The following is a 22,713-nucleotide window of genomic DNA, read 5'->3' as shown; positions in this document are numbered from 1 at the left end:
GAATACAAAAACAGCGCGCACTCTAACCGCTGTGCTCCGCTGGGCGCCAGCCATGCCGCTGCATATCCACCCGTTCGTTATGGATGCGCACGCCTTCGGCGCGTAAACGCGCACGCTGCTCCTCGCCGGAGGGGCTGCCTGAAATCAAGCTGAGCCGACCTCCGGCAGCCACTACGCGATGCCAGGGCAGCGTGCTGCCTTGCGGCAGTTGGCTGAGGGTGCGACCGACCCAGCGGGCTGCACGGCCAAGGCCCGCTAGCTCGGCCAACTGGCCATAGCTCACCACCTTGCCTTCTGGCACCTGCGCCAGGGTCAGATACAGCGCCGCCCGCCGTGCCTCGGCGCTTGCCGGTCGCCCGACGGCCCAGGCATGCTCTACCGCTTTGTCCTCACCCTCTGCCTGTCGATGGATCATGCTGCTACGCACCCTGCTTTCAAGTGTTCTGTTTTTAACTGCTCTGTTGGGCCCCATCACGTCAGCCTGGGCGGACAGCGTTTGGCTGAATAATGGCGATCGCCTGAGTGGTGAGATCTTACTGCTGGATGGCGGCAAGCTGGCGCTGAAAACCAAGTACGCCGGCCGTGTTCTGATCGATTGGAAGGATATCGACACCCTGCGCTCGGACAAACCCTTATTGCTGCGTCGAACTGGCCTCGACAGCGAGCATAGCAAGCGCCTGGAAGCCGCCGGCAAGGGCATGGTACGGGTGCTCAACTCGACCACCGAGACCGTACCGTTGGCCAGCATCACCCGCCTGGTGCCGCCGCGCCCGTTACTGCAAGACCGGGTCTGGGAAGGCAACCTGGATGCCAAGCTGGACATGCAGCGTAATGAAGACAGAACCGATGAGTGGCAACTCAAGGGCAACACCCGGGTCGAGCATGCCCGCTGGCGTCATGTGCTGACGGGTGAGTTGGAGCGTAAGAAGGAGAACGGCGAGCAAACCGACAACAATTGGCAGTATGAATATGACCTCGACCGTTTTTTCACCGACCACTGGTTCTGGCGTGCGGGCATCGAGCAGCAGCGGGATGAGTTCGATACTATCCAGCGCCAGCGCATTCTCGGCAGCGGCCCCGGCTATCGTTTCTGGGACAACGAACTGGGGCGCTTCGATCTGATCGGCAAGTTCAACCGGGCCACCTTCGAGTCTGCGGAAGGTGATCTGGTGTTCAATACCTACTCGCTAGAGTGGGATTACAAGCGTTTACTCTGGGGCACCCGGCTTGAGTTCTATAGCAACGCGGAGTTGCAGATCCCGCAGATCCGCGAGATCGACTATGACCTCGACAGTGAGTTCGGTTTGCGTTATCGCCTCAACAGTTGGGCGCGCCTGTCGTTGCTCTATGAGTTGAACCAGACCGGTGGCGTGGCGGCGGTGAGCAGCTCGGATCGCCGCTACCTGCTGGGCGTCGGGATCGGCTGGTAGGGTGCAGGCCGCTCTAGCATGAGGGGCGTTGGTCAATCCGGTTGAACTCGTAAGGCTACTGTCGGTCACTCCTTATTCTGACGTCAGGCCTATGGATAATGCCCGGCCTTTCGCGAACCGGAGCAGTCGCCATCCCTATGTTGTTTGAAAACACGCTGTCTAGAGCCCTGTTGTGCGTTGCCCTTGCTGTTGTTGCGGGGCCTTTGTTTGCCGATACGGTATGGTTGAAAAACGGTGATCGGCTGTCTGGCACAATCAAACTCTTCGATGGTGGCAAGTTGGTGTTGGAGACCGACTACGGCGGCACCATTGCGCTCGACTGGAAAAAGGTTGCCACCCTGCAAAGTGACCAGGAGTTGCTGGTCAAGCAGGATGAGGTGACCGGCGAGCGGGCTAAGTCGCTGCAAGCGGCCGAGGCCGGCAAAGTCACCTTGGTCAACGGCGAGGCGCCGAAGACCGTGGAGCTGGCCAGCATCGAGCAACTCATGAAGCCTAGGCCACTGGTCGAGGATTTCGTCTGGAAGGGCAACGTCGATCTCGGCCTGGATTACAAGCGGGCGGAGAAGGACACCGACGACTACGACGTCGACTTCAAGACCAAGGCGCGCCACGGCCGCTGGCGGCACAACGCCGAGGGTGGCTATAACCGTGAAAAGCAAAACAATGTGGTCACCACGGATAACTGGGACGCCGAATACGCCCTCGACCGTTTTCTCGACGAGCATTGGTTTTGGCAGGGCCGGCTGGGTTATCGACGCGACAAGATTGAAGATGTCTCGAGTCAGCGCACCATCGGTACCGGTCCCGGCTATCAATTCTGGGACGATGAGCTGGGCGCCTTCTCCCTGGCCTCGCTGGTCAACCGTAACGACTACGAGTACGCGGATGGCGGGAACAATGATTTCTACTCGCTGGGCCTGAAGTGGGATTACAACCGTTACCTGGTGGGTAGGAGCGTCGAGCTGTTCACCAACGGCGAGGTTGGCAAGCCGATTGGTAGTGATACGGACTACGAGTTGGATGCCGAGGCCGGGCTGCGCTACAAGGTGACGGACTGGGCCTCATTGAATGTGAAGGCGGAAAAGAATTTGGTCAGCGGTGCCGAGGCCGGCGAGCTGGACGAAACGCGCTATAGCGTTGGTTTCGGGGTCGGCTGGTAAGCGCTCTTGGTTAATTAGTTAAGCGTCGGACACCTGGGTAGGTACTCTGTAAATCCATCAGGAGAGCGCAGGGTAGGTTGGTGCTGAGCCGAAGGCGATGCCCAACAACCGGCCTGCAAGGCCGGGCTTGTGATCTCGAGACCGAACAAAGGGAGTCGCTAGGCGACTCCTTGTTGGGCATCACTCCGTTCAGCGCCAACCTACATCAGAGACGCAGACCACCGTCCAACTCCAGGATGCGACCGGTGTAGTAGTCGTTTTCCAGGATGTAGGCGACCGAGTGGGCGATCTCCGCCGGTTTGCCCATGCGCTTGAGCGGGATGCCGGATGTCATCTTCTCCAACGCTTCCGGCTTCATGCTGGCGACCATCTCGGTCTCGATAAAGCCCGGTGCGACGCCGGCGACACGGATGCCGTAGCGCGCCAGCTCCTTGGCCCAGACCACGGTGTCGGCGGCTACACCGGCCTTGGCGGCGGAGTAGTTGGCCTGGCCCATGTTGCCCGCGCGGGAGATCGAGGAGATGTTGATGATCGCGCCTTCGTTCCCCAGCTCGATCATCTTCGCCGCCACTTCGCGGGTGCAGAGGAATACGCCGGTCAGGTTGACGTCGATCACCGACTGCCACTGCGCCAGGCTCATCTTGGTCATTTCGCCGTCTTTGATCTTGATGGTCAGACCGTCGCGCAGGATGCCGGCGTTGTTGACCAGGCCATTGATGGCGCCGAAGTCTTCGGCGATCCGAGCGACGGTGTGGGTCACTTGCTCTTCATTGGCGACGTTGCACAGGTAAGCCCGGGCGTCACCACCGGCGTCCTTACAGGCGGCCACGGCTTCGTCGAGCTTTTCCTGATTGAGGTCGACCAATGCCAGCTTGGCGCCCTTAGCCGCCAGGTACTCGCCCATCGCGCGGCCCAGCCCCTGGCAACCGCCAGTGATGATGATGACTTTGTCTTTCAGTTGCATGCCAAATCCCCTCAAAGGTGTGTCGGTTGTTACCCCCGCTGGCGCTACGAATCGTTATGCTGAGCGCCTGTCCGTTTTCGACGAATTCTTTGCGAGGGGTCATAAGGTGAGCGTGAAAGCCGGCAAGCATGCCCGAGAATTGCTACTCAAGGAATACCGGGGAGTGCTCTCTACCCAGTCCAAAGCCATGCCTGGCTACCCTTTCGGATCGGTGGTGCCGTACTGTCTGGACGAGCAGGGCCAGCCGTTGATCCTGATCAGCCGCATCGCTCAGCACACCCACAATCTGCAACTCGAGCCCAAATGTTCGCTGTTGGTCGGCGAGCGTGGCGCGGAAGATGTGCAGGCCGTTGGCCGCCTGACCTTGCTGGCGCAAGCTCGCCAGTTGACCGATGACGTGGCTATCGCCGCGGCGGCTGAGCGCTATTACCGCTATTTCCCCAACTCGCAGGGCTACCACCAGGCGCATGACTTCGATTTCTGGGTCCTGGAGCCGGTGCGCGCTCGCTATATCGGCGGTTTCGGCGCCATCCACTGGATTAATAGCGTCACCTTGGCCAACCCTTTCGCCGGTGCGACGGAGCTGAGCATGGTCGAGCACATGAACAGTGATCATGCCAATGCCATCGCCCATTACGTCGAACTGGCTGGTTTGCCGCGTGAACCGGCGGCGCAACTGGCCGGGATCGACAGCGAAGGCTTTCACCTGCGCATCGGTCAGGCGCTGTATTGGCTGGCATTTCCCGAGGTTTGCGGTAATCCCGGTGCCGTGCGCCAGGCCTTGGTAGCACTGGCGCGAGCCGAAGTTTGGCCGACCGGCGGGGCGGTGCAGGCTTGAATTTGCCCTGTTACGCCATTACTTAACCAGTATTGGAAGTCCTTCTTCCGCCCAAGGATTGTTTTGATGCGCGCTTTTCTGTTCCTTCTTCTTCTGTTTCCGCTGATCGAACTGGCCGTGCTGATCAAAGTCGGCAGTGTCATCGGCGTGTTGCCGACCTTGCTGTTGATTATCGGTAGTGCCGTGCTTGGCAGTGTGCTGCTGCGGGTGGCTGGGGTCGCTACTGCCTGGCGCGCCCGTGAGCGTCTGGCGCGGGGCGAGTTGCCCGAGCAGGAAATGCTCGAAGGTCTGCTGATTGCGGTCGGTGGCGGTCTGCTCCTGTTGCCGGGGTTTATCAGCGACATCTTCGGCTTGCTCTGCCTGCTGCCGTTTACCCGTCGTCTGCTGGTGAATAAATTGCGCCAGCGTGCGGTCGATCAGGCCATGCGCCAACGGGCCTTTGCCGATGACCTGCAAGCGCGCTCCGGTCAGACTCGGCCGAACGTCATTGAAGGCGAGTTTGAGCACCGCGACTCCTAAAGATTTTTCGCGACCACCCTTGAAATGCCCTTGTCCGCCCTTATGTAGTTGTCACCGCAAGGTCCGCTGTCGGTTACGACAGTCAGTCTTCTGCGGTCCGCCCTGCGGGCCGCAACCGGCAACGCCGGATGTGTTAACCAGCTGGTGTATAAACCGGCGGCTTTAAACCACCTTACTTGGGAGAGATCGACAATGAAGCTTCGTCCTCTGCATGACCGCGTCGTTATCCGTCGCAGTGAAGAAGAATCGAAAACCGCTGGTGGCATCGTTCTGCCGGGTTCCGCTGCTGAAAAGCCGAACCGTGGCGAGATCCTCGCTGTGGGTACCGGCCGCGTGCTGGACAGCGGTGAAGTGCGTCCGCTGGCCGTGAAAGTGGGTGACAAGGTGGTATTCGGTCCTTACTCCGGCAGCAACACCATCAAGGTTGACGGCGAAGACCTGCTGGTAATGAGCGAGAACGAAATCCTGGCCGTTGTTGAAGACTGATTTCAGCGCATCGTCGCTACGAATTCCGTTCCACCGAAACGAATTGAGGAATAACGATCATGGCTGCTAAAGAAGTTAAATTCGGCGACTCCGCCCGTAAGAAGATGCTGGCTGGTGTTAACGTCCTGGCCGACGCAGTAAAAGCGACCCTCGGCCCGAAAGGCCGTAACGTGATCATCGAGAAGAGCTACGGCGCTCCGACCATCACCAAAGACGGCGTTTCCGTTGCCAAAGAAATCGAGCTGAAAGATCGCTTCGAGAACATGGGCGCGCAGCTGGTTAAAGACGTCGCCTCCCGTGCCAACGACGACGCTGGCGACGGCACCACCACTGCCACCGTGCTGGCGCAGTCGATCGTCAGCGAAGGCCTGAAAGCCGTCGCTGCCGGCATGAACCCGATGGACCTGAAGCGCGGCATCGACAAAGCGACCATCGCCATCGTTGCTCAGCTGAAAGCCCAGGCCAAGCCGTGCACCGACACCAAAGCCATCGCTCAGGTCGGCACCATCTCCGCCAACTCCGACACCTCCATCGGCGACATCATTGCCCAAGCCATGGAAAAAGTCGGTAAGGAAGGCGTGATCACCGTTGAAGAAGGCACGGGCCTGGAAAACGAACTGTCGGTCGTCGAAGGCATGCAGTTCGACCGTGGCTACCTGTCCCCGTACTTCATCAACAAGCCGGACACCATGGTCGCCGAGCTGGAAAGCCCGCTGATCCTGCTGGTCGACAAGAAGATCTCCAACATCCGCGAGATGCTGCCAGTTCTGGAAGCAGTGGCCAAAGCCGGCCGTCCGCTGTTGATCGTTGCCGAAGACGTCGAAGGCGAAGCCCTGGCGACTCTGGTTGTGAACAACATGCGTGGCATCGTTAAAGTCGCCGCTGTCAAAGCCCCAGGCTTTGGCGACCGTCGCAAGGCCATGCTGCAGGACATCGCCGTCCTGACTGGCGGTACCGTGATCTCCGAAGAAATCGGTCTGAGCCTGGAAGGCGCCACCCTGGAACACCTGGGCAATGCCAAGCGCGTGATCCTCAGCAAAGAAAACACTACCCTCATCGACGGTGCTGGCGCTCAAGCCGATATCGAAGCTCGCGTGCTGCAGATCCGCAAGCAGGTTGAAGACACTTCTTCCGACTACGACCGTGAAAAACTGCAAGAGCGTCTGGCCAAACTGGCTGGTGGTGTTGCCGTGATCAAGGTTGGCGCCGGTTCCGAAGTTGAAATGAAAGAGAAGAAAGCCCGCGTAGAAGACGCCCTGCACGCCACCCGCGCTGCCGTTGAAGAAGGCGTGGTGCCTGGCGGTGGTGTTGCCCTGGTGCGTGCTCTGCAAGCCATCGAAGGTCTGAAAGGCGAGAACCCCGATCAGAACGTCGGTATCGCTCTGCTGCGTCGCGCCGCTGAGGCGCCGCTGCGTCAGATCGTGGCTAACTCCGGTGACGAGCCGAGCGTGGTGATCGACAAGGTCAAGCAAGGCACTGGCAACTACGGCTACAACGCTGCGACCAGCGAGTACGGCGACATGATCGAAATGGGTATCCTCGACCCGGCTAAAGTGACTCGTTCTGCTCTGCAGGCCGCAGCCTCCATCGCCAGCTTGATGATCACCACCGAAGCGATGATCGCTGAGATCGTGGAAGACAAGCCTGCGGCTGGCGGTATGCCGGACATGGGCGGCATGGGTGGCATGGGCGGCATGATGTAAGCCGACCAGCCCTTATGGTCTGATCCAAGTGGTAGAAAAAGCCCCGCCTAGTGCGGGGCTTTTTTATGGGCGCGAATCGCGGCTGGGCTGGCGAACTCAGTGGGGGAAACTGGATTTATCGTGGGTTGGAGAACTGAGAGGGCTGGCTAAGTCGGCGGACAGCACTGCTGACCGCGCTGGGCCAAGGCGGGGTTGTGCACTCGTGCGGGGGAGTTTCGCCAGCGGCAGCCACGGCGAAACCAGGGCGGGCAAGGGTCGAGTCAACACGCGGGGACGCTACAAAGGTCATCCGCGTGCCGACTGAAAGGAAGGGTGTTGGAGCGTCCGATTCAGGCTGGCTGGCTGGGTTCACTCAAGGCTTGAACGGCGTGCTCTTGCCGAGCGGGGCGGTAGAGTACGGCGTAGTACGAGCCCAGGCAGATCAGCCAGCAGAACAGCGCAGTCCACAGGTTATGCGAGAAAAAGTGCGCGCCTTGCAGCATCCGGCCGATGGAGAACACGCTGCCCAGGGTCAGCGCGAAGACCAGCCCAGCTCGTGCCAGGCGCGGCCGGCGGTCACGCCAGACAAAGAACAACACGAACAGCGTGAAACCTGCCGCGGCGTGGCCGCCCGGCCAGCAGCAGCCTGGCTTATCGGTGGGCGGGCGCGGGCTGAGCAGTGAGCTGTAGGTTTCCTTTCCGCCAAACTGGCTAAGGCTCCATGGGCACTGCACGGCCGTCACGGCTTTCATCGGCGTAACGAAGCTGGTGGACAGCGCCATGGCCAGTACCACATAGCCGAGCTGTCGGCGCATAGGCTTGAGGCGCTCAAGGAACAGACTTGCCAGTAGAGCGAGGATCGACAGTACGGCGAACGCGATCACCGCCTGTTTGGCGCGGTCGTGCAGGACATCTTCGAGGAAGGCACTATGCCGCCCGATAAAGCCCGCGCCAGGCTCATAGGCCAGATTGGCGATGGCGAAGTCCAGGCCTGTGGGTTCTACGATTAGCAGCAGGGCCATGATGGCCAGTGGCAGGCCCAGGCAGAGCCAAAGATTCAGGGGTGGTGAGTCACTGCGAGCAGGAGTCGACGGCATGGTTGAGTCCAGACTGTGAGCGAAGAGGCCCGACGCCGTGTCGGGGCGGTGTGGGTATAGCGGGTTATGCTTTTCAGCGAGTAGCTGCAACCAGTCGATGCGAAGGACGCCGGCCAGTCACGCCGCTAACAGCAGCCACAGTTCGCGTAGCGCGGTGGTGCGCAGCGGCGACAGTCAGCGAAGTCAGAGCACGATGGGGCGGCAGTCTGCGGAGAGGCCTGTCGTCCCGACGTGAATCAAGTGTGAAAAAAGTGTCAAACCGGCTTGGTTCGAAGGGGCTTCGAGTTAAAGTCGGTCCATGCTGCGCGGGAAGTCAGCGCACAATGAGGAGCGCTGATGCGAATTTTGTTAGTCGAAGATAATCGCGACATTCTGGCCAACCTGGCCGACTACCTGGGCATGAAAGGTTATACCGTGGACTGTGCGCAGGATGGCTTGTCCGGTCTGCACCTGGCGGCGACCGAGCATTACGATCTGATTGTGCTCGATATCATGTTGCCCGGGATGGACGGTTACACCCTCTGCAAACGTCTGCGCGAGGAGGCGCGGCGCGATACTCCGGTGATTATGCTCACCGCGCGTGATCAGCTGGATGACCGTCTGCAGGGCTTTCGCTCCGGTGCCGACGATTACCTGCTGAAGCCCTTTGCCCTCTCCGAATTGGCGGCGCGCATCGAGGCGGTTTTGCGCCGCGCCCAAGGCGGCGGGCGGCGCAGCCTGCAGGTGGGGGATCTGACCTACGACCTCGATACGCTGCAGGTCAGCCGGGGTGGGCGGACGCTCAAACTCAACCCGATCGGTCTCAAACTGCTCGCCACGCTGATGCAGAAAAGTCCTCATGTGTTGCGCCGGGAGGTGTTAGAAGAGGCATTGTGGGGGGATGACTGCCCGGACAGCGACAGCCTGCGCAGCCACGTCCACCAACTGCGTCAGGTGATCGACAAACCCTTCGCCACACCGCTGCTGCAGACCGTGCATGGTGTGGGTTATCGCCTGGCGGAGGCGAACGATGGAGTTTAAGCAAAGCCTGTCACGACGGATCGTGATTGCCTTTGTGCTGATGACCTCGCTAGTGGCGGGCGCCTTTGCCTTGGGGATCGTCGAAACCGTGCATATCGTCGAAGAAAAGCTGCTCTCCAGCGAACTGGGTGGTGATCTGGATCGCTTACTGCAGATGGAGAGCATGGACGAATGGCGTTTGCGCCCAGAGCCGGAGCAGCTGTTCTACTTCTCGGGCGGCCGTGAAGAGTTCACCTTGCCGGAAGATCTCAAAGAGCTGGCGCCGGGCTTTCATGAGGTATTTCGCGATGAGTTGTCGTATCACGCGTTTGTGCGCGAGGTGGACGGCCGCCGCTATGTGTTGCTACAGGATCAGAGCGGGTTTGAGGAGCGTGAGCGGGTGCTCTTCGCCGTGGTGCTGATCGGCTTTCTGCTGAGCATTGGCTTGGCGATAGTGCTGGGCTGGCTGCTGGCGCGCAAGGTGATCGAACCGGTGGTACGCCTCTCCCGCCAGGTTCGTCATCGGGATCAGCTGTTGGCCATGGCGCCACCCTTGGAGCAGGATTATGCCGCCGATGAGGTCGGGCAGTTAGCCGCCGCCTTCGATGCCACGCTCGGTCTGCTGCGCCATGCGCTGACCCGCGAGCGCTTGTTTACCAGCGATGTCAGCCATGAGTTGCGTACGCCCTTGATGGTGCTGGCCAGTTCCTGCGAGTTGCTGCTGGTGAATACCGAATTGGATCCACGTGCCCGCGCACAAGTGCAGCGCATTGCACGGGCCTGCGAAGAAATGCGAGACCTGGTGCAAACCTTCTTCCTGCTCGCGCGTGCTCAGCATGAAGATGCCAGCACGGCACCTGCGCTCAGCTTGAACGCGGTGGCGGATGAGCTGGCGGAGCAGTGGCGTGTGCCGATCGAGAGCAAGGGGTTGCAGTTCGACTACCAGCCTGGCGAGATGTCGAATGGCCGCTTTAACGCGACCTTTTTGCGTGCGGTGATGGGGAATTTACTGCGCAATGCCCTGCATTACACCGACACCGGGCGGATCAGCCTGAGCCTGCGGAGCGACGGCTTTATCGTCGAAGACAGCGGCGTTGGCATTCCCGAGAGCGAGCGCGAAGCCATGTTCCAACCCTTTGTGCGCGGCGGTAGCCAGCGTGGTGATGGCTTAGGCCTGGGCTTATCGCTGGTGCAGCGAATCTGCGAAAGCCAAGGCTGGGTAGTCAGCCTCGCAGCGGTAGAGCCGCGCGGATGCCGGTTCCTGGTCAAGTTGGGCGCTGAACCGGTTTAGATTTCATCTACCTGTAACCTTGGTCTGAGTGCGAGTGTTGCGGGTGATTGATTGAGTTCCGCAACTTATTTTCTTTGCGTCAGTCGAAGGCCTGCGCCGCTAGTCGCGCGAAGCATTTGACGGAATTTTCACATGGCGTTGACCTGGTGTTGACGGCGAGTTGTTTATGGTCGGTCCATCATCCTCAGGAAATGGCCCCCATGAAGAGCCAGATTGATCTCGAGTTTTCCAGCAAGTACGACCAGGGACATGCTCAAGAGTATCTGCGCAAGCATCAGGACGGCGGCTGGCGCAAGTTATCGAACTGGCGTGATCAGAACTTGGCGCGCCGTGCTCTGACTCTGGCGAGTGAACCAGGTCTGGTGCTGGATCTGCCGTGTGGCGCAGGACGTTTCTGGCCGACGCTGGCGGAAAAGCCCAACCGCGTGATCATCGGCGCTGACAATTCGGCGGACATGCTGAAAATCGCCTGTGCGGCTCAACCAGCCGAAGTGGTCAAGCGGGTGCGGCCTTTGCAGACCTCGGCATTCGCCATTGATCTACCAGACAACTCGGTGGACAGCATTTTCTGTATGCGCTTGCTGCACCATGTGGGTGATGCCGAGCACCGCCTCACGCTGCTGCGCGAATGCAAACGGGTAACGCGCGATAGCTTGATCGTTTCGCTGTGGGTCGATGGCAACTACAAGGCCTGGAAGCGCAAACGTATGGAAAAACGGCGGCAGGCTGAGCGTGGCGAGGCAGGTTACCAAAATCGTTTCGTGATCCCGGCAGCGACCGTTGAGGCAGAGTTCCGCCAGGCGGGCTTCCAGGTTCAGGAGCATTTGGACTTCATACCGCTGTACGCCATGTGGCGGGTTTATGTATTGCGTAAAAGGTAATGGAGCATGACCGAAGCGCTGTATTCGACTCCGACATTTGCCCCACCGGAGCAGTTCGAACAGTGGTGGCAACAGCACGGCGAATGGGTTGAGGAGCCGAATCAGCGGCGTGGCGGCGAGAGTGGCGTACAGCGAGTCCACGGCGCGGACGGGAAATTGTTGTATGCCAAGCGCCAAGTAGGACATCTCTATCGCAGCCTGCGGCATCCTTTTGGACGGCCGACGGTGCTGCGTGAGCGTGACGCCCTGGAAGGTTTTCGCCGGCTCGGGGTACAGGTCCCCGAGGTGATGTATTGCGGTGCATTGCGCAGTGCGGATAAAAGCTGGCGCGGACTGCTGGTAACGGCGGCGTTGGACGGCTTTCAGGAGGTCGACAACTGGTACGCCAACGGTGGCCGTGAGCACTATGGCGAGCAACTGCATCAAAAATTGTTGCAGGCGTTGGGTGCCATGCTTGCGCGCTTGCACCTTGGCCATTGGCAGCATAGTTGCCTGTATGCCAAGCATATATTCGTGCGGGTCACGGGTGAGGGCGCCACGGCTCAGGTGGACGTGGCGCTACTGGATCTGGAGAAGGCTCGACGTCGCTTGAGCAAACAGCGTGCGGCTCGCCACGATTTGCGGCAGCTAAGGCGCCATTCGTCGTGGAATTCAGCGGATTGGCAACAACTGATCTACGGTTACCAGACAGCGTTTGGCAGCGCTATCAAGGGGTTGCAATCATGAAGCTAGAAATCGCACGAGGTTTGTTCCTCGTAGGAGCCTTAGGTGTGGCTTCCCTTGCCGTCGCGGCCTGGCATGAGCCTGGCCCGGAGGTGCTGAGTGCACAGAACGGACTCGGTCTTTGTCCTGTGCCGGCTAACGTCAAAGCCAAAGTGCAGCTGCGCCCGGATCAAGATCTGCTGTTGCTGATGTTTGGCCTGTCCCAAGGTGGGACGCGGTAGAACTGAGCTGTTCTTTCGCGCGGAAACAATTCGTGCTTAAACAAACAGCCCCGCATGTGCGGGGCTTTTGTTGGGCTCGATTAGTGGGTCGATACCGGTTTGGGTTGCTGTTCTACTGTTGCCGGCGCATCCGGCTTGGCCAGCAAGCTGTAGACGCAGGGCAGAACGAACAGGGTGAACAGGGTGCCGACCGACATACCGGTGGCGATCACCAGGCCAATATCGAAACGGCTAACCGCCCCCGCACCGCTGGCGAGGATCAGCGGCACCATGCCAAAGACCATTGCCGCGGTCGTCATCAGCACCGGTCGCAGGCGGATCGAGGCCGCTTCCTCCACCGCTGCGCGGGGTGACAGGCCCTTCTCGCGCCGCAACTGATTGGCGAACTCGACGATCAGAATCCCGTGCTTGGTGATCAAGCCGATCAAGGTCACCAGGCCCACCTGGGTGTAGATGTTCATGCTGGAGAAGCCGAGGAACAGCGGGATCAGTGCCCCGCAGATCGACAGCGGCACCGTCACCAGAATCACCAGTGGATCACGGAAGCTCTCGAACTGCGCGGCCAGTACCAGGAAGATCAGCGCCAACGCCAGGCCGAAGGTGACGTACAGCGCGCTGCCTTCCTGCACGTATTGCCGCGAAGCGCCGGCGTAATCGAAGGCAAAGCCACGCGGCGCTTCTTCTTCGGCGATCTGCCGGACGGTCTCGATGGCCTCACCCATGCTGACCATCGGGACGCCCTGGATGATCGCCGAGTTGAGCTGCTGGAACTGGTTCAACTGGGTGGGCCGCGCCTGGTCATGGACCTTGATCAGGGTCGACAGTGGCAGCATCTCGCCGCTGGCGTTCTTCACGTAGTAATTGCTTAGCCAGCCCGGGTTGTCGCGGTAGGCGCGCTCGACTTGGGCGATCACCTTGTAGCTGCGGCCGTCGATGGTGAAGCGGTTGATTTCGCCTTCGCCGAGCAGGGTGGCCAGGGTCAACCCCAGATCCTCCATGGATACGCCCATCTGTGCGGCTTTGGCGCGGTCGATGTCGACCACCACCTCGGGCTTGTCGAAGGCCAGGTCGACGTCGAGGAAGGCGAACTTGCCGGACGCCTCGGCGCGTTGCTTGATCTTCTCGGTCACCTGCAGCAGCGACTCGTAGTCGTTCGGCGTGTTGACCACGAACTGGAACGGCAGGCCCTCACCGGTACCGGGGAGTGACGGCAGGTTGAAGCCGAAGATCTGCAAGCCGGGGATCTCGCTGAGCTTGCCTTGCACCTCCTGGAGCAGCTCCATTTGCGTGCGTTCCCGTTCGCTCCAGGGCTTGAGCAGGAAGCCGCCGATCCCCGCCTGCACGCCGTTGAAACCGTTGATCTGGAAGGACGAGTAGTACTCCGGGAACTCCTTGAAGATCTTCACGAACTCGGCGGTATAGGCATTCAGGTAATTGAGGTTGGTCGGCTGCGGCGCCGTGGCCATCAAGAAGACAATGCCCTGGTCTTCGTCCGGTGCCAGCTCGCTCTTGGTGAAGTACAGGAGGGCGGGGATCAGGCACATGACGATCACCGCGAACACCACCACCACCGGGCGAGTGTTCAGGGTGCCGTGCAGCGCGCGCTGATAGCGCTGCTTGAGCCGCTCGAACAACACATCCAGCTTGTGCGCCAGGCCCGTGGGGTTTTCATCGTGGCGCAGCAACTTGGCGCACATCATCGGCGACAGGGTCAGCGCGACGATGCCGGAGATGATCACCGCGCCGGCCAGGGTCAGGGCGAACTCCTTGAACAAGGCACCGGTAAGACCTTCGAGGAAACCGATAGGGGCATATACCGCCGCCAGGGTGATGGTCATCGACACCACCGGCACGGCGATCTCGCGGGCGCCCTCGATGGCCGCATCGAAGGGGGTTTTACCTTCCTCGATATGCCGGTGGATGTTCTCCACCACCACGATGGCATCGTCCACCACCAGACCGATCGCCAACACCATGGCGAGCAGCGTCAGCAGGTTGATCGAGTAGCCCATCAGCTGCATGAAGAACATCACGCCGATCATCGACAAGGGAATGGTGATGACCGGGATCAACACCGAGCGGAACGCTCCGAGGAACAGGAAGACGACGACGATGACGATCAGTACCGCTTCGAACAGGGTTTTCACCACCTCGTCGATGGAGGCCTGGATAAACAGCGTGGCGTCGTAGGCGATGGAGACTTTCAGGTTCGGCGGCAGCTGCGCCTCCAGCTCCGGCAAGAGTTTGCGCACTTCCTTGATCACATCCAGCGGGTTGGCGCTGGGTGTGCCCTTGATGGCGATATAGACGGAGGGGATGCCGTCGAAGGAACTGATCGAGTCGTAGTTCTCGGCGCCCATCTCCACCCGCGCCACGTCGCCGATCAGCACCCGGCTATCGCCGACGGTTTTCACCGGAATAGCGGCAAAGGCTTCGGCGGACTTCAGGTCGGTGCTGGCATTGATGCTGGTGACCACGTACTGCCCCTTCATCTCGCCAGCGGCGGAGAGGAAGTTGTTTTTGCGCACCGCGTCGTTGACGTCACTGGCGGTGATGCCATAGGCCGCGAGCTTCACCGGGTCCAGCCAGAGACGCATGGCGAAGACTTGGTTGCCGAGAATTTCCGCCTCGGCCATCCCCGGCAGCGTCGCCAACTTGGGCTGGATCACCCGTGACAGGTAGTCGGTGATCTGCGGGTTGCTCAGCTCATCGCTGTAGAAACTGATGTACATCAGCGCCGAGGCGTCGGCCGCTTCCTTGCTCAGCACCGGGTCTTCGGCGTCCTGCGGCAGCTGATTCTTTACCTCATTGGCCTTGGCCAGGAGTTCGGTGAATAGGCGGTCGCTGTCGGAGCCGATCCGCGCGTAGATCGAGACCACCGAGACATTCTGCCGGCTCAGCGAGGTCATGTAGTCGATGCCTTCGGCACTCGCCAGGCTTTGTTGCAGCGGCTGGGTGATGTAGCCCTGGATGGTCTCGGCGTTGGCCCCGGGATAAGCGGTGGTCACCGTGATCAGGGCGTTCTCCATCTGCGGGTATTGGCGGATGGTCAATTTGCTGAAGGCCTGAAAACCGAGCAGGATAATCAGCAGGCTGACCACGGTAGCCAGCACCGGGCGACGGATAAACGGATCGGTAAAAGCCATGAGGTGTTTCCTTGGCGCCAGCGGCGGCTCAGTTGCTACTGGGCTGACTGTTCGAAGTCGCGGGTTGGGTCTGGTCGGCGGCGATGCTCACGTGTGAACCGTTATCCAGTTTGAGCTGGCCGGCGGTTACCACCTGTTCGCCGCGCGAGAGCCCCTTGAGGATCACTACCAGGCCATCACGGCGTTCGCCGGTTTCCACGAAGCGCCGCTCGACCACCAGCGGGGTTTGATCCTTGGCGTCTTTCTGCAACTGGCCGTCCTCCGCTTTCTGCTCACCAATCACGTACACCGAGTTGCCATAGAGGGTGTAGGTGAGGGCGGTTTCCGGCACTACCACTCGTACTTTTTCGCCCGGCAGCAGCACCTCCAGGTTGGCGAACATCCCCGGCAGCAGCTTGCCGTCCGGGTTGTTCAACATGGCACGTACTTGCACATTGCGCGTGGTGTCTTCCACCTTCGGGTTGATCGCGCCGATGTCACCTTCGAAAACTTCACCTGGATAGGCGGCGACACTGAAGCGCACCCGCTGGCCAACGCTCAGCTGTGGTACGGACTGTTCGGGCAGAAAGAAGTCGACGAACAAGGTGCTGACGTCTTGCAGGGTGGCGATCATGGTGCCGCTGGAGACGAAGTCACCGACATCGACCTGACGGATGCCGATAGTGCCGGCAAACGGCGCAAGGATGCGCTTCTTCGCCAGAATGGCCTTCAATTGCGCGACTCGGGTGATGGCCTTTTGCAGCTCGGCGGAGAGGCGATCGAACTCGCTTTTTGAGAGCGCCTGGCGGCTGAGCAGGCTACGCGCACGCTCGAACTCGACCCGCGCCAAGCCCAGCTCTGCCTCGGAGGTGGCCAGGGTTGCCTGCTCGACATCGCTGTCCAGTTGCACGATGGGCTGATGCAGGGTGACTTTTTCGCCGGAGAGAAACAGCACATCTTTCACCGTGCCGCTGGCTTCCACGGTCAGATCCACGCCTTGGAACGCCTTGAGCGTACCGATGGCCGGCAGTCGGCTCTGCCACGGTATTTCCACGGCCTGGGCGGCGGATACGCTGATCGGCGGAGGCGGGACGGAAAAAGCCTTGCCCATCTGAATGAACGAATTGAACTTGAAAGCGGCGAGGGCGAGCACCACGAGGGCGACACCGCCCAGCATGATCAGCATGCGGCGGAGCAACATATTCCGGTTCCTTGGCAGGACATATGGGGGCCTGGGAATAGGCAAGGTCAGTACCTTAGTCCCACTGCTCCGGGCAAGTCAAAACCGGGCGTTTGCAAAAGGTTGCGGCGCGGCATGTAAGCCACTAAATGTCGCGCAAGTTACGAACGTAACCCGCAGATGCCGGCATTTTTAGGATGGCGTTGTGCCGCTATAGAGGTTTTGCAGCAAGCGGACAAAGGGGGCGGAGAAGGACGAGACAAGGCGGCACATCCGTGTGCCGGGCAGGGCTTAAGCGCTCAAGCGTTGGGTGACTTCGCTGAGCTGGCCGGAGAGGTCGTGCAGCTTGTGGCTGGCGGCCTCGGTGCGCTGCACATTTTCCTGGTTGGTGGTGGCGATGGCGGTGATTTCGGTGAGGTTGCGCGAGATGTCCTCGGCCACCGAGGTCTGCTCTTCGGCGGCGGTGGCGATTTGCCGGTTCATGTCGCGAATCGCCTCGACCGCGCTGGTGATGCGTTGCAGCATGACGCCGGCCTCGGTGACTTGCTCGACCCCTTCCTCGCTGCGACTCTGCCCGCTCTCAATGGCGCGCACGGCGTTGAGCGCGCCGGTCTGCACGGTGTCGATGATCTGGTGGATCTCGGCGGTGGACTGGGCGGTGCGCTGGGCCAGGGTGCGGACCTCATCGGCGACCACGGCGAAACCACGGCCGGTATCCCCGGCGCGGGCGGCCTCGATGGCGGCGTTAAGCGCCAACAGGTTGGTTTGTTCGGCAATCCCGCGAATCACTTCCAGCACTTTACCGATGCGCCCGCTATCGCCTTCCAGACGGCGAATCACCTCGGCGGTGTTGGCGATTTCGCCGCGCATGTGGGTGATGGTACTGATCGTCGCCTGCATTACCTTATCGCCCTGCTGGGCGGAGTGGTCGGCATCGTCGGCGGCGCGTGCGGCTTCAGCGGCATGGCGGGCGACTTCCTGGGCGGTCGCGGACATCTCGTGCATCGCCGTGGCGACCTGATCGGTGCGTGAGAACTGCTCGCCGGTGCCTTGCGCCATCAGGCTGGCGATGGCCTGCAGCTCACCGCTGGCGCTGTCCAGGTCGGTGGTGCTGCGTTGCAGACGGGCGAAGGTGTCGGCGAGGAAGTCGCGCAAGGTGTTCGCGGCGACAGCCAGCTTGCCGAGTTCGTCGCGGCGGCTGGTATCGACACGCTGGCCAAAATTGCCTTGGCTGAGTTGGGCGATATGTTCGATCAGGCTTTGGATTGGCGCGATCAGGTTGCGATTGACCAGCCACAGGCTGAACAGCGCAATCAGCACGCTGGAGCCGAGCAGTACCAGAGTGCCGTAGAGGACGGTGCGGTCGGCGCTGGCGCTGATGGCCTGGGCTTTCTGGCCTGGTGAGCACGCGGGTGGTGTGGCTATAAAACGGCTGCGGGAGTCTGTTCTTGAGGCGTTCTGGAGAAGCTAGCGAGCCGTTCATCGGCAACGGCTCGGCAGCAGTGGTTGATCGCTGGGTTTCGCTGCGCTACCCAGCCTACGGTCGAGAACCGGCCGCGAGCGCCATCAAGCCAAGCGCAGGTGATTGTCCCAGAGCCCGGCGGGCAATTCGAGCGGCTGCGCGACGATGTGTTCGCCGCGGCAGTCGTACAGCCGGCAACGGCCCTGGCCGGAACTGACGACAAAGCCATCGGCCACCGCACCGACACCGGCACAGTCCGGCAGCGGAACGTCGAGACGCAACTGGGCGCTGTCCAGATCCCAGACCAGGAAGCGATTGCCCCGCGGCGCAGTCAGTGCCAGCAGACGCAGCTCGTTATGAATGGCCAGGCTGGCGGTGTACTGGTTCATCACCTGGCGTTGCGCGTCCGCAATCGGGAAGGGTTGGAACGCCTGGCCCGGGCGCTTGATCGCGAGCATGGGGGCGGAATCGCCAGGGTCACCTTCGTATTGCTGGCCGGAGACGATAGTGCCGTCGCTGGCCACCGCCAGATGGCGCACGCTGTTCATCCGCTCGGGCAGTTGCTCCTTGCTCAGCAGTGTGCCGTCACGTTTGAGCAGTACCAGGCTGGGCTCCATGGCGTCCAGGTTCATTGCCGCGCGGCTGTCCGCCTCGGAGCGGATGCCGCCATTGGCGACGACGATGGTTTCGCCGTCGGGCATCCACAGCAACTGGTGCGGGCCGACGCCATGGCTCGACAGTTCGCTGCTACGCAGCAGCTGCTGACCGTCCAGGCGATAGACGCCGAGTACGCCACGACCGGGTTCGGCGGTGTCGTTTTCGGTGGTGTAGAACCATTCCCCGCTCTTGTGGAAGATGCCGTGCCCGTAGAAATGCCGTTGTGCCGGCGAGTTCAGGGTTTGCAGCAGGCGCCCGTCGCGTAGGTCGAGCAGATAACTCTCGGTGCTCGGCCGGCGGCCGACGAACACCGCGAGTGGCAGGCTGGGGTGCGGCACCACATCGTGACAGCGTTCGTTGACCGCGGTGGCAAACACTTTGCTCCCGTCCAGGCGGTAGCCGACGGCATAGTGTTTGCCGTCGGCATCATCCCGCGCGGAGAGCAGCAGTGGCTGCGCAGCATGCTGGATGAGGGTCCAGCCGCCGAAGGCGGAAGCGGCGAGCAGGGCGCCGCCGAGGCCGAGAAAAGCACGGCGTTGCATGGCTGACTCCTCCGGCTCAGTCGCCGTCGTTGGCGTTAAAGCCCAGCTGGATGCCGAGGGTTTTCGCCAGTTCGCCGCTGTGCAAGCGGTGCAGTTTATCCAGGCTGTCGTACAGCGCATTCAACTGGTTGCGCCCGGCCTCGTCAGCGAGCAGCACACTCAGCGGTTGTTGCAGGGCTGCGAGGCGCTGACGGGTATCGGCATAAGCCGCGTCGATGCGCTTGCCCAGGTCGGCCTGTTCCGGGCTGAGCAGGGCGCGGATGCCATCCTGCGTGGCCCCCTGCCAGATGCGCTCGGCGCTGGCCAGCGTGGCGTCGATGTTGTTCAGGCTGGAGTTGCTGCGCCAGGCTTCCGCTTGATACGGCTGCGGCAGGCTTTTGCTCTGCCGACCCATCGGAGTGCCGAGTTTCTTCTTCAGGCTGTCGATGCCGGTGACTTGGGTGCGCAGCACGTCGGCGATGGCCTCCGTCCCTTCGGCATAGCGGGCGTTGGGGAAGCTTTTCAACTGTGCGCCGATGCCGTCCTGGCTTTGCCATTGGCTCAACACGTTGGTCGAGAGCGTTTGCTGATGGTCGCCGATGGCCACCAGCAACGGGCAGTAGCGACTCTTCTGGCTGGCGTCGTTGAGGTCGAGCGCCGGATCGAACAAGACATATTCATAAGCGGTCAGGCCTTGGACCACCACGCTGGATTTATCCAAGTCAGCCGGCGTCAGCTGCGGCTTGCTTTTCACGAGCGTCTCCACTTGGCGCGCTACCAGATTCTTCTTGTCCGGCCAGAACTGGATTTGCCAGGCCCGATTGCCTTCGGTCAGCGGGCCGATCAGCAGCGGTTGCAGCCCGGCCCAGGCACTTTGCGCGGTTAAGAAGGCTTGGCGCGCTGTGGGTAGATCCTGACTTCCTGCGCAAAAGGCTTTCGCACTGACCGCGAGCTGGCGGTCGGCCTCCACCCAAGCGCTGTACGCCGGCACCAGCACGCCATCGGCGAGGGCCGCGCTGGTCTTGCTCTGCGGGTCGGATGGGGCACAGGCACTCAGGGCCAAGCCGCTGAGGACGGCGGCGAAGATGGCGGTAAGTCGGTGGGTGCGCAGCATGCTCGGCTCCTTACAGGGAGTTCAGGAAGGCCAAGAGCGCGGTGCGCTGCTCGGCATCGAAGGTCAGGACGTGTTGCTTGGCCGCTTCGGCCTCGCCGCCGTGCCAGAGGATAGCCTCCAACAGGTTGCGGGCGCGGCCGTCATGCAGAAACTGGGTATGGCTGTTGACCGACTCGGTCAGGCCGATGCCCCACAGCGGCGGGGTACGCCATTCGCTACCGCTGGCTTGAAACTCCGGGCGATTGTCAGCCAGACCGGCGCCCATGTCATGTAGCAGCAGGTCGCTGTAGGGGCGAATCGACTGGCTGGCCAACTCGGGTTCGGCGGCGTCCGCCGCGGTGGTGAACTGCGGGGTATGGCATTGCTGGCAGCCGGCCTGGTGAAACAGCCCCTTGCCGTCCAGCACCTGCGGGTCATCGACTTGACGGCGGGCCGGCACGCCGAGGTTGCGGCTGTAGAACAACACTTGGGCGAGGATATGGTCGCTGACTTCCGGCACGCCGCCGTTGGTTGCGGCCAGGCAGGTGGCCTGGGTTGGGCTGCAATCATCTTTCGGCTGCAGGCTGGTGGTCAGTCCCATATCGCCGGCGAAGGCATGGGCGTTCTGTTGGTTCAGCGTTGGCTGCCCGGCTTTCCAGCCGAAACGACCGAGTACGGTTTTCGCTTGGGCGTCGTCCCAGACGTAATTGGGCCGCCCGGAAATGCCTTGCGCCTTGGCGTTTTGCGCCGCGGCGTTGGCGAGGATGGCCGCTTCGGGAATCGCTTCGAGCAGGCCGAGGCCAATCATCGGCGGGGCGATGCGGGCGGAGAACTGGGTGTCCGGATGCAGCTCGCCATAGCCGAGTTGGCTTATCTGCAGGCGGGGTTGGCGCAGTTCCACGCTGCTGCCGTCGCTGAAGCGTACGGGGAAGCTCTGATAATCCACCCGCACCTTGCCTTCCGGGGCCACGCCGGGGTTGGCCATGTCCTGCAATTGGCCGCCGTAGACCGGCTCGGGCACTACACCGTGGCGCTGGAGGATTTGCGCCTGCTCGGCGCTGGCGGGAATCGACAGGCGTACCAGCATCGACACCGCATTGACGGCATCGGCGGTCGGCGGGTGGCCGCGGCCGTCCTTGATATGGCAGCCCTGGCAAGAGTTGGTGTTGAACAGCGGGCCGAGGCCATCGCGAGCAATAGTGGTCGACGGAGCGATGACCCACGGGTTGCGGAAGAAGCTGTTGCCGACGCTGAAGTCCAGCCGGCGCAGCGGCGAGAGATTCGCGGAGGGCTGGGAGAAGGCGTTGTGATCGCTTTTGCGCACGGTGGTGCTGCCGGCGGACAGGGCTTCGCCGGGTTCGGCTTGGCTGAAACGTGGTGCGTCATCGCACGAGGCCAGGCCAAGCGCCAGTAGCAGTAAGGGCAGGAGAGAAAACAGGCGGGGCATTGGCAACGATCCAGACCACGGAATCAGGCGCGCAAGCTTATCAGGCTAAGGGAATTCGAATAAGAGGGATTAGCGTTTACTGGGTGGGCGAAATGTCGCGCATTAAGTCCAGGCGAAAAAAAACGGATGCGGCCACAGCCACATCCGTTTCGGTCTTGCCGACTGTTAGAACTGGTGGTCGGCGGTGTCCGGGTTCAGGTCGCTGATGCCCAGTTTGCTCGCGGCCTGTTCGATCGCCGCGGTCTGTTTGACCAGGGCGCTGATGGCATCACGCACGATCTGCTGGCCGGCGCTGTTGTCGGCGGCGATCAGTTGATCGAAGTGCTGGCCGTTGTTGGCGCTGTCCACCAGGGCTTGCAGCTTGCCTTCGGTGGCGGTCAGATCGGCTTTCAGGGTGGCGTCGGTGGCCGGGTCGACTTTGGCCACCAGGGACGACAGGCTCGGGCCATTCAGGACGATGCCGTTGATGCGCTTGTATTCGCCCAGGTAAACGTTGCGGATACCCTTGCCGTTGTAGAAGTGCGAGTTGTGCGTGTTGTCGCTGAAGCAGTCATGTTCGTCTTCCGTGGAGTTGGCTTCCAGGGCGACTTTCATGCGCTCGCCAGCCAGTTCGCCGAGCGACAGGCTGCCCATGCCAAAGAGCATTTTACGCAGACCATTCTCGGCAGTATCGGCTACCAGCGTGGCGCGGTAGTTGTCGGCAACGCCGGCTTTCCACTGCTCGACCATGCCGTCCAGATCTTTGACCAGCAGGTCGGTGGCGGCTTTCAGGTAGGCGCTGCGGCGGTCGCAGTGGCCATTGGTGCAGTCTTTGCCGGTGGCGTAGTCGCTCGCAAGGCGTTCGCCAGCACCAGGGCCGGTGCCATGCAGGTCTTGGCCCCAGAGCAGGAATTCGATGGCGTGGTAGCCGGTGGCGACGTTGGCTTCGGAACCGCCC

The 22,713-nt window shown here is 61.4% G+C and carries 20 protein-coding genes and 1 pseudogene; 11 read left to right on the top strand and 10 right to left on the bottom strand.

From position 1 onward, the window contains the following. Positions 1-22: 22 nt before the first annotated feature. The gene (locus D3879_RS00430) at positions 23-415 is read right to left on the bottom strand and encodes an MGMT family protein (protein ID WP_119952176.1); all 393 of its coding nucleotides are present in this window, start codon (positions 413-415) and stop codon (positions 23-25) included. On the opposite strand from D3879_RS00430, the gene D3879_RS00425 reads away from it, so the two are divergent. Then, positions 414-1,430: a DUF481 domain-containing protein gene (locus D3879_RS00425; RefSeq protein WP_119952175.1), complete on the top strand. Its 1,017-nt coding sequence runs from the start codon at positions 414-416 to the stop codon at positions 1,428-1,430. The genes D3879_RS00430 and D3879_RS00425 overlap by 2 nt on opposite strands. 137 nt (positions 1,431-1,567) lie before the next feature. Continuing rightward, the gene (locus D3879_RS00420) at positions 1,568-2,590 is read left to right on the top strand and encodes a DUF481 domain-containing protein (protein ID WP_119952174.1); all 1,023 of its coding nucleotides are present in this window, start codon (positions 1,568-1,570) and stop codon (positions 2,588-2,590) included. Positions 2,591-2,795: 205 nt separating this feature from the next. On the opposite strand, the gene D3879_RS00415 is transcribed toward D3879_RS00420, so the two are convergent. Next, on the bottom strand, positions 2,796-3,554 hold the full coding sequence (locus D3879_RS00415; protein WP_119952173.1) for an SDR family oxidoreductase: 759 nt from the start codon (positions 3,552-3,554) through the stop codon (positions 2,796-2,798). Between the two features lie 106 nt (positions 3,555-3,660). Between D3879_RS00415 and D3879_RS00410 the strand changes: the two genes are divergently transcribed. From D3879_RS00410 to groL, 4 genes are all read left to right on the top strand, one after another. Then, positions 3,661-4,392, top strand: a complete 732-nt coding sequence (locus D3879_RS00410) for a HugZ family pyridoxamine 5'-phosphate oxidase (RefSeq protein ID WP_119952172.1) — start codon at positions 3,661-3,663, stop codon at positions 4,390-4,392. Between the two features lie 66 nt (positions 4,393-4,458). After that, a complete protein-coding gene (locus D3879_RS00405) occupies positions 4,459-4,911 on the top strand; it encodes an FxsA family protein (protein ID WP_119952171.1) in 453 nt (150 codons plus the stop codon). Between the two features lie 192 nt (positions 4,912-5,103). Further along, positions 5,104-5,397 carry a co-chaperone GroES gene (locus D3879_RS00400; RefSeq protein ID WP_119952170.1) on the top strand — a complete coding sequence of 98 codons (294 nt, stop codon included), beginning with the start codon at positions 5,104-5,106 and terminating at the stop codon, positions 5,395-5,397. 59 nt (positions 5,398-5,456) lie between these two features. After that, positions 5,457-7,100, top strand: a complete 1,644-nt coding sequence (gene groL, locus D3879_RS00395; RefSeq protein ID WP_119952169.1) for a chaperonin GroEL — start codon at positions 5,457-5,459, stop codon at positions 7,098-7,100. A gap of 329 nt (positions 7,101-7,429) precedes the next feature. Here the strand turns inward: groL and D3879_RS00390 are convergent, their stop codons facing one another. Further along, positions 7,430-8,176, bottom strand: a complete 747-nt coding sequence (locus D3879_RS00390) for a phosphatase PAP2 family protein (protein ID WP_119952168.1) — start codon at positions 8,174-8,176, stop codon at positions 7,430-7,432. A gap of 336 nt (positions 8,177-8,512) precedes the next feature. Between D3879_RS00390 and D3879_RS00385 the strand changes: the two genes are divergently transcribed. The 5 genes from D3879_RS00385 to D3879_RS00365 all read left to right on the top strand — a co-directional run bounded on the left by D3879_RS00385 (position 8,513) and on the right by D3879_RS00365 (position 12,291). Next, positions 8,513-9,196 carry a response regulator transcription factor gene (locus tag D3879_RS00385; RefSeq protein ID WP_119952167.1) on the top strand — a complete coding sequence of 228 codons (684 nt, stop codon included), beginning with the start codon at positions 8,513-8,515 and terminating at the stop codon, positions 9,194-9,196. Beyond that, positions 9,186-10,466: a sensor histidine kinase gene (locus tag D3879_RS00380; RefSeq protein WP_119952166.1), complete on the top strand. Its 1,281-nt coding sequence runs from the start codon at positions 9,186-9,188 to the stop codon at positions 10,464-10,466. The genes D3879_RS00385 and D3879_RS00380 overlap by 11 nt, the downstream gene beginning before the upstream one ends. A gap of 200 nt (positions 10,467-10,666) precedes the next feature. Beyond that, on the top strand, positions 10,667-11,347 hold the full coding sequence (locus tag D3879_RS00375) for a class I SAM-dependent methyltransferase (protein ID WP_119952165.1): 681 nt from the start codon (positions 10,667-10,669) through the stop codon (positions 11,345-11,347). Positions 11,348-11,353: 6 nt separating this feature from the next. Then, entirely contained in the window at positions 11,354-12,073 is a 720-nt protein-coding gene (locus tag D3879_RS00370) for a lipopolysaccharide kinase InaA family protein (protein WP_119952164.1), read from the top strand. Next, positions 12,070-12,291, top strand: coding sequence for a hypothetical protein (locus D3879_RS00365; protein ID WP_119952163.1), 222 nt, complete (start codon positions 12,070-12,072; stop codon positions 12,289-12,291). Before D3879_RS00370 ends, D3879_RS00365 begins: the two co-directional genes overlap by 4 nt. Positions 12,292-12,371: 80 nt before the next feature. Here D3879_RS00365 and D3879_RS00360 read toward each other — a convergent pair whose 3' ends face one another. The 7 genes and pseudogenes from D3879_RS00360 to D3879_RS00330 all read right to left on the bottom strand — a co-directional run. Further along, complete coding sequence (locus D3879_RS00360) at positions 12,372-15,437, bottom strand: multidrug efflux RND transporter permease subunit (protein WP_119952162.1); 3,066 nt, start codon at positions 15,435-15,437, stop codon at positions 12,372-12,374. A gap of 28 nt (positions 15,438-15,465) precedes the next feature. Then, positions 15,466-16,617, bottom strand: coding sequence for an efflux RND transporter periplasmic adaptor subunit (locus D3879_RS00355; RefSeq protein ID WP_119952161.1), 1,152 nt, complete (start codon positions 16,615-16,617; stop codon positions 15,466-15,468). 270 nt (positions 16,618-16,887) lie between these two features. Beyond that, positions 16,888-17,976: pseudogene (locus D3879_RS00350) on the bottom strand (methyl-accepting chemotaxis protein); the annotation flags it as partial. 186 nt (positions 17,977-18,162) lie between these two features. After that, entirely contained in the window at positions 18,163-19,257 is a 1,095-nt protein-coding gene (locus D3879_RS00345; protein WP_119952160.1) for a DUF1513 domain-containing protein, read from the bottom strand. A gap of 16 nt (positions 19,258-19,273) precedes the next feature. Then, positions 19,274-20,350 carry an imelysin family protein gene (locus D3879_RS00340; protein WP_119952159.1) on the bottom strand — a complete coding sequence of 359 codons (1,077 nt, stop codon included), beginning with the start codon at positions 20,348-20,350 and terminating at the stop codon, positions 19,274-19,276. A gap of 10 nt (positions 20,351-20,360) precedes the next feature. Further along, positions 20,361-21,776: a di-heme oxidoreductase family protein gene (locus D3879_RS00335; protein ID WP_119952158.1), complete on the bottom strand. Its 1,416-nt coding sequence runs from the start codon at positions 21,774-21,776 to the stop codon at positions 20,361-20,363. A gap of 165 nt (positions 21,777-21,941) precedes the next feature. After that, positions 21,942-22,713 (bottom strand): imelysin family protein (locus D3879_RS00330; protein WP_274381347.1); only part of this gene is annotated, 772 nt, incomplete at its 5' end.

The sequence above is a fragment of the Pseudomonas cavernicola genome (assembly GCF_003596405.1).
Lineage (GTDB): Bacteria > Pseudomonadota > Gammaproteobacteria > Pseudomonadales > Pseudomonadaceae > Aquipseudomonas > Aquipseudomonas cavernicola.
Note: the sequence above shows the minus strand (reverse complement) of the source record. Positions and strands in the feature narration are given on the sequence as shown.